Source organism: Clostridium sp. UBA7339 (assembly GCF_002470865.1).
GTDB classification, from domain to species: domain Bacteria; phylum Bacillota; class Clostridia; order Clostridiales; family Clostridiaceae; genus Clostridium_J; species Clostridium_J sulfidigenes.
The window spans coordinates 181347-194268 of the sequence record NZ_DKPI01000003.1; the positions used below are offsets into that span (position 1 = coordinate 181347).

Below are 12922 nucleotides of genomic sequence, written 5' to 3' on the forward strand. Positions count from 1 at the left end.
TTAGTCTTCCTCTTCTAATACTTTTTTTAACTCTAGGATAGCAACTTTAGTTTCTGCAGTAGTTTCACCAAGTAAGCTAGCAATTTCTTGAGCAACCATCATTTGCTTGTTTATAATTGTTTGGGTAACATCAATAGATTTACGCTTCAATTCAGTCAATTCTAATTTCCTATTTTCTTCCTCAGTTATGTCTGTAAATGTTATCAATAAAGATGAGTGATTTTTAATATAAATTACACTTTTATACCCATGAAAATCTAACTTACTGTAGAATACTTTTTTACCTAAAATATTCTTTTTTGTGTCGGCTACTTTTTTAAAGTCTAAGTCGTGTATAATTTCTGTTATAGGAACTCCTATTATACTTTCTTTTTCACAATTTAAAAACATTCTTCTTCCAGAGGGATTAATGTCCTTAATCAATAAGTTATCATCAATTATAATTAAAGCATTAGGTGAATTTTTAAATATTTCACTATTCATATTTTCTGCTAATGATCTCATATAAGGTACACACATCTCAACCTCAGACATTCCATTGTAAACAGCAATTGCCTTTTCAACACAAGTGTTGTATCCACAAGCGCCACAGTTTAATTCATCTTCTTTAGTGTATTTTCCCATTTGTTTAAGAAGAACTTTAATTTCATCGTCTTTAGGTGTTAGCATATGGATTTTTTTATTTTCAAAGTTTCTTGTAAGATTAAGATTATCCTTATTTATATTAATAACTTTTGAATTATTATTTTTTGTTTTTAAGTAATCTTGAATTCTTTGTAGTCTAGTGTATACAGATTCATTATCAGATAATGTGCCTGGACCGCCAAGACAACTTTCATTACAGGCACTTAATTCTATACACACATTCTTTAAAGTGTTATTTTTAAGTTCCTCTAAAATAACTTTACAATTTTCCAGACCATGAACCCTAATTACATTTAAATCTTTTTTATCAATAGTAGGTCTTATGGCATTTAATATTCCACCAACTACAGGATAGCGATCACCTCTTGTAGTACCGCTAAAATCTACTTCTCCATCTTCTAGTTCAGAATATTCAATACCATTTTCTTTTATATAGTCGATGATTTCGTCAAAGGTTAACACAGAATCAACAAATCCTAAATTAGATTCAGATAAAGCTTCATATTTTTTAGATACACATGGACCTATAAAAACAGTATAAGATTCCTCATATCTATTTTTTATGCTTTTTCCATGGGCGACCATAGGAGAGGATACTGGTAAAACTAATGGAATTAATTCAGGATAATATTTTTCTATTAACATTACTATGGAAGGACAGCAACTTGTGATAAATTCACTACTTGAACTACAATCAATCCTACATTCATATTCTTGAGTTACTAGTTCTGCACCTATGGAAACCTCTTCAATATAAGAAAAACCTAATCTTCTTAGAGCAGTTATCAATTTAGAAGGATGAGAGAATACTCCTCTAAAAGCAGGTGCTAATTGAGCAACAACTGTTTTATTGCTATTTAATGCTGCTTTGACATCATCAATATCTGAAAGCACATGACGAGCGTTTTGAGGACATACGACTAAACAATGACCACAAAAAATACATCTATCTTCTTGGATTTTAGCTTGATCATTTAAGACTTCTATAGCTTTAACTGTACAAGTACGTACACATTTGTAGCAATTTTTACAGTTAGCGGAGGAAAAATTCATTACTTGCATAGATTCACCTTCTTAACTATATATTCTTCAAAGAATTTATCTACTTCATCTTCATTTACAGTATAAATGTTATCATCGACAGTAACACATACCGAATCAGTACAATGACCAAGACAAAATGAAGCTTTTAATTCTATTTTATCTGTTAAATTATTTAATTCTATTAAGCTCTTAATTCGGTTTATAACATTGTGAGAACCTCTTACATAACAAGCACTTCCAACACAAACTTTAACAATCAAAATAAAACCCCTCCTTAATCTGTATATATGTTATATAATAAATTATAGAACTTTGGTAAAATACCGTCAATCACATGTTGTTATACATTTGACAATGTTATAAAAGTAATGTAAATAATAAGTATAAAATTTATTATGGGAGGATATAAAATGAGATTAGTAGTTATTTCTGATATTCATGGTTCTTCAAAATACACAAAAAAAGCTATAGAAGTATTTAATAGAGAACAGGGTGATTATTTATTAATTCTTGGAGATATACTTTATCACGGGCCAAGAAATCCATTACCGGAAGAGTATGATCCTAAAGAGGTAGCAAAGATACTAAATGAATATAGATATAAGATAATTGCAGTACGTGGAAACTGTGATTCGGAAGTTGATCAAATGTTATTGGATTTTCCATGCATGGGAGATTATTCTGTAGTTTTATATAATAACAAAAGATTTTTTTTAACTCATGGACACAAATATAATGAGAATAATATGCCTAATATATCTACAGAAGATATAATGCTACATGGTCATACACATATATTAGGTATTAATAAAAAAGATGGCATTTCTATAATTAATCCAGGTTCTATTTCTTATCCAAAGGAAAATAATCCTCATAGCTATGGAGTTGTAGATGGAGATGTATTCTATATAAAAACATTAGAGGGAACTATAATTCAAGAAATAGTATTGAACTAAATAATGTTCTATATTAAAAAGTAGAGGGTATTTCCTCTACTTTTTAATTATTTTATCAATTATATTAGATTCAATTAATTCACTTTTACTAAATCCGTTTCTAAAGTATCTCACTTGCTTATACTTAACTCCACCCATTTCAAAATCAAGGATATCAATTCTATCTCCCTTAAAAATTTCAGCTTCTTTCTTGCCTTTTAGAAATATATGAATTTCCATATCATTCCTCCTTGTAGTTATTAATTAAATAGATTATATAACAACGTAGATGATTTATTCAATAATATAGCTAAAGGAATTATTAAATTATGTTAAATAGTATTTTAAAAAATTAAATATATAGAAACTATTTAAGGGTGTTTTTGTACACATAAAGTCATATAATTAAAAAATTTCAAGAATAATTAAAAAATTGAGTATGTTAACATGAAAATAAATGTTATAATAATATGTAAAGGTTCTGGTGGTTATATTGTTGCTATCTGTGCTGCAAAACTAAGTACTAAAGCTTTACTAACGCAAAAGAAAAAAACTTGTTAAAAAGCTATTCACATGGTTCCACCAAAAACAACTAATTTTAATTGCAGGAGGAGTATGTATGAACTTAGAACATGTTAAAAACATTGATACGGAAATTTATGAAGCAATTTGTCTTGAGACTGCTAGACAGGAAAGTAAAATCGAACTTATCGCTTCAGAAAACTTTACAAGTGAGGCCGTGAGAGAGGCTATGGGGTCCACTCTTACAAATAAATATGCAGAAGGATATCCAGGAAAAAGATATTATGGTGGTTGCGAATGCGTAGATGTTGCTGAAAATATTGCTAGAGATAGAATGTGTAAACTATTTGGAGCAGACCATGCCAATGTTCAACCTCATTCAGGTTCTCAAGCTAACATGGCAGTTTATATGAGTGTATTAGAACCAGGAGATAAAGTATTAGGAATGAATTTATCTGATGGTGGACACTTAACCCATGGAAGTCCAGTTAATTTTTCTGGAAAGTTATATAAATTTATATCTTATGGAGTAGGTGAAGATGGATTTATAGATTATGATGCATTAAGAACTGTAGCTTTAGAGGAAAGGCCTAAAATGATAGTTGCGGGGGCTAGTGCTTACCCAAGAATAATAGAATTTGATAAAATAAGATCAATATGTGATGAGATAGGTGCATATATGATGGTAGATATGGCTCATATAGCTGGACTTATTGCCGCAGGTGTACATCCTAGTCCAGCTCCATATGCAGACTTTATTACAACAACAACTCATAAAACTTTAAGAGGACCAAGGGGTGGGGCAATACTTTGTAAAGAAAAGTATGCAAAACTAGTAGATAAAACTATATTCCCTGGAATACAGGGTGGTCCATTAATGCATACTATTGCAGCTAAAGCTATCTGCTTTAAAGAAGCTCTAGACCCATCTTTTAAAGAGTATCAGCAAAAAGTTTTAGAAAATGCTAAATCTCTTGCAAGTGCATTAAAAGAAAAAGGATTTAAATTAGTGTCTGATGGTACCGATAATCATTTAATTCTTGTGGATTTAAGAAATAAAGATATTACAGGAAAAGCAGCGGAGCATCTATTAGACGAAGTTGGAATCACTGTAAATAAAAATACAATACCTTTTGAATCCCAAAGCCCATTTGTAACTAGTGGTATTAGAATAGGTACTCCTGCTACTACTACTAGAGGTTTTGGAAAAGAAGAAATGATTGAAATTGCTGATATAATGAATTGGGCAATTGATAACAGAGATGCTGATTTATCACCTGCTAAGGAAAGAGTTAAAGCTCTTTGCAATAAAATTCCATTATATAAGTAAAGTATTTGTAATAACTAAGGACCTAGCATTTTCACTGCTAGGTCTTTACATTTTTTATAGAATATAAGAATGAATGCAAAGTAAAATTCACATTATATTGACTTATGTGTTTAAACCTCTTATAATTATGGGTGAAAATTAAATAGTATTTTAGGTGCTTTTTAAAAGTGAAAAGGGAATATGGTTAAAATCCATAGCAGCCCCCGCTACTGTAAATGATGACGACCCTCAAATACCACTCTTAATAGGGGAAGGTGAGGTTAGAATGATTCATAAGCCAGGAGACCTGCCTAAATATGAGCTTTCGGAGGGAAATGAGCTATTTTAGTGACTAAGTTAATATGTATAAGTAAAATTAAAGATTTTGGTAAGTTTATCTTACTTAGATTTAAACTTATATTTTTTATTTTACTAAGATGGAAATTTTAATTATTTGGCAAGGGAGCTTTTCTTCCTTGCTTTTTTATTTTATTTAAATTGAAACTCGACTCACTGCGTTCGCTGAGTAAGTGATTCACCCCAAATCAAAGATTTGGGTTCTCTACTTAATAGAAAGAAGGTATTATAAATGGCTAAAATAATGATTCAAGGTACAGCTTCTTCTGTAGGAAAAAGTATACTAGTTACTGCATTATGTAGAATATTTAAACAAGATGGATATTTGGTATGTCCATATAAGTCACAAAATATGTCTCTTAATTCATATATAACTTTGGATGGAAAAGAGATGGGGCGTGCTCAAGTTTTGCAAGCTTATGCTGCAGGGCTTGAACCTGAGGTATATATGAATCCTATTCTACTAAAACCTACTACAGATAAAAATTGTCAAATAATTTTTAATGGAGAAGTATATGGTTACTCCAATGCAAAGGAATACCACAATTTAAAAGTTAAATTTAAGGATGATTTAAAGTCTGCTTTTGAAAAATTAGAAAATCAATTTGATATTATTGTTATGGAAGGGGCAGGAAGTCCAGCAGAAATAAACTTAAGAGACAACGATATTGTTAACATGGGGATGGCTGAACTAATAGATGCACCTGTTTTACTTGTAGGTGATATCGATAAGGGCGGCGTATTTGCTTCTTTATTAGGTACTATTATGCTCCTTAGTGATAGTGAAAAGGACAGAGTTAAAGGAACTATTATAAATAAGTTTAGAGGAGATATATCCTTACTTAAACCTGGAGTAGATAGTTTAGAGGAGTTAACTCATAGGGATTGCTTAGGGGTTGTTCCATATTTTAAATTAGACTTAGAGGATGAAGATGGAGCTGTTGACCTTAATAAAAATATCACAGATAAAATTGATATAGCCATTATAAGGTTACCGCATATATCAAACTTTACTGATTTTGATGCGTTATCTATAGAACCAGATGTTTCTGTAAGATATGTTGAAACTGTAACTGAATTTAAAACTCCTGATTTAGTTATAATTCCTGGAACTAAAAATACCTTAGGGGATTTAGAATATTTAAAAAAATCAGGCTTATATAACAAAATTAGAGAATATGAAGTTAATGGGAAAATCATAGGTATTTGTGGAGGATATCAAATGCTAGGGAAGATATTAGAGGATCCTTATGGAGTTGAAACTACACTAGAGTCTATGGAAGGATTAGATATTTTACCTATAAAAACAGTTTTTGAAGAGAAAAAGATTACTACTAGAGTTAATGGTATCATAGCAAAGGATTTAATAAACAATGATACACCTTTAAGTATTTATGGATATGAAATACACATGGGAAAAACTACGATTTTAGATGAAGGTAAAAGCCTTATTAACATAAATAAGAGCAATAATGAAGAAGCTAATCATTTAGATGGGGTAGTAAATAATAAAAGAAATGTTATGGGAACGTATATTCATGGTATTTTTGATGGGGTTGAGTTTAGACAACACATTATTAATGAATTAAGAAGAGACAAGGGAATTGAAGAGAAGGTTTCTATGGCTTATGAGCACTTAAGAGAAAAGGAATTAGATAAACTAGCTGACCTTGTAAGAGCCTCTATAGATATGAATAAAATATATAAAATAATGGGCTTAAATAGATAGTGGGAGAAGTTATCATGATTAATTTTCATATATCCTTAAATATACTTTGTGTATCTTTAGCAGTTATTTTAGACTTTATTTTAGGTGATCCTAATTGGCTACCACATCCGATTATATATATAGGAAAACTTATTGGAGCTATAGAAAAGTGGCTAAGAAAACATTTCCCTAATAATATTAAATTGAAGTGGGCTTCTTTATTTATGGTGTTTATGGTTTGTATAATTACATACACTATTCCATATTTATTACTTAAGCTATCTATAATAAATAATATTGTTTTTATAGTAGTTAATACTTTAATAATATGGACAACGCTTGCTGCTAAGAGTCTTCATACAGCCGGAATTCAGGTCTATAATGCTCTTGTTCAGGATGATATAAAAGAAGCTAGAGTTAAGCTTTCATATATTGTAGGTCGAGATACAACTTCTTTAAGTAAGGATGAAATAATTCGAGGTGATGTAGAAACTATAGCTGAAAATACTTCTGATGGTATAATTGCACCTATAATTTATGCCATCATAGGAGGGGCACCACTTGCTATGATGTATAAAGGAATTAACACTATGGATTCTATGGTAGGGTACTTAAATGAAAAATATAAGAATATAGGTTTTTTTCCAGCAAATGTTGATGATATATTTAATTTTATTCCTGCTAGACTAACTGGAGTATTAATGTGTCTTACAGCATGGGTAGTTAAGGGAAGGATAATTGAATCCTTTAAGATTATGATTAGAGACAGAAAGAATCATAAAAGTCCTAATTGTGCCTATCCTGAGGGAGCTACTGCTGGAGCCTTATCTATTCAATTAGGTGGTGCTAATACCTACTTTGGAGAAATAGTAGAAAAACCAACTATTGGAGATGCTACAGAAGCTTTAAGTCATCAACACATTAAGAAATCTATAATACTAATGTATAGTAGTGAAATTTTACTAATAATATTAAGTTTAACATCTATAATTATACTTTAGTTAAAGGTGAGTGTTTTTATATACTTGCACATATTAAGATGAAAGGTGGTATATATATTTTGAAACATGGAGGAGATATATATACTGAAGGTACTTTAATTGGAAGAAAACTTTTAGACTTTAGCTCAAATGTAAATCCTATATCCATATCTAAGGATTTTAAGGGAAATATAGGAGAAGCTTTAGAAAAGGTACCTCTGTATCCAGATATAAAATATAGAGAATTAAAAAATAACCTATTAAATTATTTATTTAAAAGTAATGAGTATTTTAATGGAAATGCCTATGGTAAAGAGTATTTTAATAGCATAGGTATTGAAAATATTATAGTAGGAAATGGAGCAGCTGAAATTTTAGATTTAGTTATAAGCTACTTGAATTCTATAACCATAGTTGTTCCTTCCTTTGTAGAATACGAAGATTTTAGTAAAAAACATAAATTGGATATCAATTATTCTTTTTTAAATGAGTTTATGGAATATGATTATGAAGATATTTTTACACAGATACAAAATACTGAGGGGTTAATAATGGCTAATCCTAATAATCCAAATGGTTGTATTATTGATCATTGTAAATTTAAAAACATATTAGATTATTGTGAAGCCCATAATAAATTAGTGATTATTGATGAAGCGTTTATAGAGTTTGTATTAGATAATAATAAGAGTATAATTAATTATATACATAATTATAGTTGTATTGTAATTGTTAGAGCTATAACAAAATTTTTCTCCATGGCAGGAGTTCGTTTGGGCTATGCCATAAGTAGAAATAATAAATTACTAGATTTCATTATTTGTAATCAAAATCCTTGGACAGTGAATTGTTTTGCAGAAGTTGCTGCTAAGTATGCATTATTTGATGAAAAGTTTATAGATGAAAGTAAAAATTGGTTGATATCCGAAAGAGCATTTATGAAAAAATCTTTGAATGATATAAAGATTATACAAAAGGTGTATGAAAGCAAGGCTAATTATTTTCTTTGTAAGATAAAAGGAATTACAAGCTCAGAACTTTTAAAACAGCTTATGGAAAAGGGTATTTTAATTAGAAATTGTAATAACTATACTGGTCTTAATGATAGTTTTGTAAGGTTAGCTATAAAAACTAGAGATATGAATGAAACTATTATAAAAGCTTTAAGTGAAATTAGTAGCTAAATAAATATTAAAATAAAGGATAGGATTCTCATGGATAGTTTTAATGATTCCGTATTTATTTCATTGAATGGTATGAATACTAAAGTTTTAATATTAGGAGGAGGAAAAAGTGCTTTAATAAAAGCTAAAACTCTTTTAAATAGTAGGTTTGTGGTTCATTGCATCTCAGAACAGTTTACAGATGAATTTAAGTTGTTAGATGGTGCTTATGATAATTTGAAACTTCTAGATAAAACTTTTACTAATGAGTTATTGGAGGATTATCATTTAATTGTAATTTGTACAAATGATTCTAAATTCAACGAAAATATTAGGAATATATGTAACAGTAAAAATAAAATTTTTATTGATACTACCCTTCCGGAGAATTCTAAAGCTATTCTTTGTGCTACAGGAAGAAGTGAAAATATTGCTTTGGGGCTTCGAATTAAAGGAAAAAATCCTAAAGCATCGGTATTTTTATGCAATAAGGCAAAGGAGTATCTTCAGAACTTTGACAATTATATAGAATTTATAACTCATATTAGAAATAATGTAACAACTTTAAATAATAAAAGTGAAATTCTAAATTTTATATGTTCTGAAGATTTTCTTTTCTTCTTTAACAATGGATACCATATTGAGATTTTGCAATTATTTTATTCGGATTTAATAAATGAATGGGTATAGATTTAAATTATACAATGAATGGAGGAGTAGAATTGAATTTAAAATTAGCTACACGAAAAAGTAAGCTTGCTCAAGTTCAAACTGATTATGTAATGGATTTGGTTGAAGAGCTACATAATATAAAATGTGAAAAGGTTCTTACAGATACTTTAGGAGATAAAAGACTTGATGTAACGTTAGATAAAATAGGTGGAAAGGGAGTCTTTATAAAAGAGTTAGAAAAATTAATGATTGATGGAAAAGCACATGGAGGAGTCCATAGTATGAAGGATGTGCCATATGAGCTACCAGATGGTTTCTCTATTGCTGCTACGCCAATAAGGGAAGATGTAAGGGATGCCTTTGTTTCTATGAATGGTGTTTCATTTTTTAATTTACCTAAGGGGGCTAGAGTTGGTACTAGTAGTAAAAGAAGAAGTGAGCAAATTCTCCTTTTAAGACCAGACATTGAAATAGTTCCTGTAAGAGGTAATGTTCAAACAAGAATTGATAAGATTGAAAATGAAAACTTAGACGGAATAGTATTAGCAGCTGCTGGATTAAAGAGATTGGGATTAGAAGGAATTATTACCAATTATTTTGAAACAAATGAAATAATTCCTGCTATTGCACAAGGAGCTTTAGGTATAGAAATTCATGAGAGTTGTGAGTATGCAGATGAATTAAGGGCTCTAGATAATGAGGAAGTTAGAATTTGCGTAGAAGCTGAAAGAAGTTTTATGAGAGAGTTAAAGGGTGATTGTCATTCTACTATTGGTGCATATGCTTCTATAGAAGATGATGTAATGACTATTATGGGTATATATGAAGTCAATGGTAATTTAGTAAAAGACACTATAATAGGAAATAAAGAAGAATATTTAAACTTAGGAAAAAAATTATCACAAGTTATCTTAAATAAGTAGATATTTAATAGGAGGATTTATGGGAAAGGTTTATTTAATTGGAGGTGGTCCAGGATCACCAGACTTAATAACATTAAGAGCTATAAAGGTTTTAAGAGAATGTACAGCTATACTTTATGACAGATTATCTGGTTCTGAAATATTAAAATATGTAAATAGAGATGCAAAACTTTATTATTGTGGAAAAGAGCCAGGATGTCACTATAAAACTCAGGAAGAGATTAATGATACCTTAGTTAAATTAGCAAAAGAAGGACATATTGTTGGAAGAATTAAAGGTGGAGATCCATACATATTTGGTCGTGGTGGTGAAGAAGCTTTAGCTCTAATAGATGAAAATATTGATTTTGAAGTAGTGCCAGGTATAACTTCACCTATTGCAGCACTCAATTATGGTGGCATACCTGTAACCCATAGGAAAATTGCCCAAAGTTTTCATGTCTTTACTGCTAAAAGTGCAGCTGGTTTAAACTTAGATTTTGAAACTATAGCTAAATTAAAGGGTACTTTAATTTTTATGATGGGTTATGAACAATTAGGAGGCATTTGCAACGGTCTTATTACTGCTGGATTAGGAGAAGAAACTCCAGTAGCTCTTGTAATGAGTGGAACTACCTCTAATCAAAAGAAAGCAGTAGGAACTTTAAAAGATATAACTGAAATAGCAAAGGAAAAGGGCATATCAAATCCATCTATCATTGTAGTGGGAGAAGTAGTCAAATTCAATGATAAGTTGAATTGGTTTGAGAAGTTACCTCTATTCGGAAGAAATATTTGCATAACTAGGAGTAAAGCTCAAAGCAGGGAAATTGGCGATGAATTATCTAAATTAGGAGCTTCAGTTACAGAAATAAATTCTATTGCAATAGAACCTAATCCTGAAAGTATTAAAGCTATTGAAAATAAATTAGAAGACTATAAGTATATATTATTAACTAGTATTAATGGAGTTGAAATGCTATTTAATGCATTATACCATAACAGTATAGATATAAGAAAAATTAAAGGTGAGTTTGTTTCTATAGGAGATGCTACTACTAAAGCTTTAAAAGCTAAGGGAATAATTCCAACTTTAACAGCAGAGGAATTTACAGGTGAAGGTTTATTTAAAGCTATAGAACTAAAGGTTTCATCAGGAGATAAAATATTAATTCCACGCTCAAAAAAGGGGAGAAACTATATTGTAAATGAACTTCGAAATATTGGAGCTGAGGTAGATGATATACCAGTATATGACACAGTTATTGGTGAAAATCCTAATATAGTTTCTTTTGATAATTGTGATACAGTTGTATTTACTAGTCCTAGCACCGTAGAAAATATGATTACTTTAGTTGGAATAGATAAGATAAAAGAAAAATCAATTATATCAATAGGGCCTATTACTTCAAAGGCTTTAAATATTCATCAATTATCCTATACACAATGTGATAAAATTGGAACTCAAGGTATTATATATACCTTAATAAAATAAATTTTTTTAAAGACTGAAAGGTAGGTGTATCATGGCCTTGCATTAATAGGCCATGTTTATTATGTTCAAAAGATATAGAAGATTAAGAGAAACTAGTGCAATAAGAGATATGGTACGTGAAACTATTTTAAATAGTAATGATTTTATATACCCAATTTTTGTGGTTGAAGGAGAAAATATTAAAGAAGAGATTCCATCTCTGGTAGGGAATTACCACTGGTCTTTAGATAGATTACCAGAAGTTATAGATGAAGTTATTGCTGCAGGAGTAAAAGGTATAATCTTATTTGGACTTCCGGATGAGAAGGATGAAATTGCTTCTTCAGCTTTCTGTGAAGAGGGTATAGTTCAAAGAGCAATAAGAAAAGTCAAAGAAATCTCTAAGGAATTATTTGTTATTACCGATGTATGCATGTGTCAATACACTTCTCACGGTCATTGTGGAGTTATTAAAAATGAGAGAGTAGATAATGATGAAAGCTTAAAGTACTTAGCTAAGATTGCACTTTCTCATGCTAAAGCTGGAGCTGACATGATTGCACCTTCAGATATGATGGATGGTAGAGTTAAAGCCATAAGAGATATCTTAGATGAAAACGGATTTAAGCATATATCTATAATGAGTTATAGTGCAAAATATAGTTCTGCTATGTATGGTCCTTTTAGAGCAGCTGCAAATTCAGCTCCTCAATTTGGAGATAGAAGCAGCTATCAAATGGATCCTGCTAATGGTAAGGAAGCTATGAGAGAAATCGCAGCTGATATTGAAGAAGGTGCTGATATAGTAATGGTTAAACCAGCTATATTATATTTAGACATAATAAAAGAGGCCAGTATGACTTTTAATATGCCTATAGCTGCCTACAATGTCAGTGGAGAATATGCTATGATAAAAAATGCAGGAGAAAATGGATTAATTGATGAAAAAAGAGCTGCTCTTGAAATGTTAATTTCAATAAAAAGAGCTGGTGCTAAATTAATTATCACTTACTATGCATTAGAAGCAAGTAAATGGATTAAAGAATAAATAGATTTAACATAAAAACTCATTGTAATAAAGCAATGAGTTTTTTTATACCATAATAATTAGAAATCAGAATTTAGATATTTGGTATAATGAATAATTTTAAAACGAAATTCATATTTATAAATTATATCATTGATTGTATAAAATTTTAGCAGTATAATAG

12 protein-coding genes and 1 riboswitch are annotated in these 12922 nt (G+C 29.9%); of the genes, 9 read left to right on the forward strand and 3 right to left on the reverse strand.

Annotated features, from left to right (window positions below; all coding sequences use genetic code 11):
* Together B2S02_RS01120 and B2S02_RS01125 are read right to left on the reverse strand one after the other, a co-directional pair.
* Positions 1 to 1707 carry a [Fe-Fe] hydrogenase large subunit C-terminal domain-containing protein gene (locus B2S02_RS01120; protein ID WP_346876188.1) on the reverse strand — a complete coding sequence of 569 codons (1707 nt, stop codon included), beginning with the start codon at positions 1705 to 1707 and terminating at the stop codon, positions 1 to 3.
* The gene (locus B2S02_RS01125; RefSeq protein WP_346848118.1) at positions 1698 to 1949 is read right to left on the reverse strand and encodes an NAD(P)H-dependent oxidoreductase subunit E; all 252 of its coding nucleotides are present in this window, start codon (positions 1947 to 1949) and stop codon (positions 1698 to 1700) included. The genes B2S02_RS01120 and B2S02_RS01125 overlap by 10 nt, the downstream gene beginning before the upstream one ends.
* A gap of 150 nt (positions 1950 to 2099) precedes the next feature.
* Here B2S02_RS01125 and yfcE point away from each other — a divergent pair, with 150 nt between their 5' ends.
* Entirely contained in the window at positions 2100 to 2645 is a 546-nt protein-coding gene (gene yfcE, locus B2S02_RS01130; RefSeq protein WP_346876189.1) for a phosphodiesterase, read from the forward strand.
* Positions 2646 to 2681: 36 nt separating this feature from the next.
* Here yfcE and B2S02_RS01135 read toward each other — a convergent pair whose 3' ends face one another.
* On the reverse strand, positions 2682 to 2864 hold the full coding sequence (locus B2S02_RS01135; RefSeq protein WP_150845548.1) for a hypothetical protein: 183 nt from the start codon (positions 2862 to 2864) through the stop codon (positions 2682 to 2684).
* Between the two features lie 379 nt (positions 2865 to 3243).
* Here B2S02_RS01135 and glyA point away from each other — a divergent pair, with 379 nt between their 5' ends.
* The 8 genes from glyA (at position 3244) to hemB (ending at position 12759) form a co-directional block, all read left to right on the forward strand.
* Positions 3244 to 4476, forward strand: coding sequence for a serine hydroxymethyltransferase (glyA, locus tag B2S02_RS01140; RefSeq protein WP_346848120.1), 1233 nt, complete (start codon positions 3244 to 3246; stop codon positions 4474 to 4476).
* A 135-nt stretch (positions 4477 to 4611) separates the two neighbouring features.
* Positions 4612 to 4784, forward strand: a riboswitch (cobalamin riboswitch).
* Positions 4785 to 5044: 260 nt separating this feature from the next.
* Complete coding sequence (locus tag B2S02_RS01145; protein WP_346876190.1) at positions 5045 to 6541, forward strand: cobyric acid synthase; 1497 nt, start codon at positions 5045 to 5047, stop codon at positions 6539 to 6541.
* Between the two features lie 14 nt (positions 6542 to 6555).
* Positions 6556 to 7521: an adenosylcobinamide-phosphate synthase CbiB gene (gene cbiB, locus B2S02_RS01150; RefSeq protein WP_414632278.1), complete on the forward strand. Its 966-nt coding sequence runs from the start codon at positions 6556 to 6558 to the stop codon at positions 7519 to 7521.
* Between the two features lie 38 nt (positions 7522 to 7559).
* The gene (locus tag B2S02_RS01155) at positions 7560 to 8684 is read left to right on the forward strand and encodes a pyridoxal phosphate-dependent aminotransferase (protein WP_414632446.1); all 1125 of its coding nucleotides are present in this window, start codon (positions 7560 to 7562) and stop codon (positions 8682 to 8684) included.
* A 30-nt stretch (positions 8685 to 8714) separates the two neighbouring features.
* Entirely contained in the window at positions 8715 to 9353 is a 639-nt protein-coding gene (locus B2S02_RS01160) for an NAD(P)-dependent oxidoreductase (protein WP_346876191.1), read from the forward strand.
* A 32-nt stretch (positions 9354 to 9385) separates the two neighbouring features.
* Entirely contained in the window at positions 9386 to 10258 is an 873-nt protein-coding gene (gene hemC / locus B2S02_RS01165; protein ID WP_035132259.1) for a hydroxymethylbilane synthase, read from the forward strand.
* A 19-nt stretch (positions 10259 to 10277) separates the two neighbouring features.
* Positions 10278 to 11732: a uroporphyrinogen-III C-methyltransferase gene (gene cobA, locus B2S02_RS01170; RefSeq protein ID WP_346920147.1), complete on the forward strand. Its 1455-nt coding sequence runs from the start codon at positions 10278 to 10280 to the stop codon at positions 11730 to 11732.
* A 61-nt stretch (positions 11733 to 11793) separates the two neighbouring features.
* Entirely contained in the window at positions 11794 to 12759 is a 966-nt protein-coding gene (gene hemB, locus B2S02_RS01175) for a porphobilinogen synthase (RefSeq protein WP_346876193.1), read from the forward strand.
* Positions 12760 to 12922 lie beyond the last annotated feature (163 nt).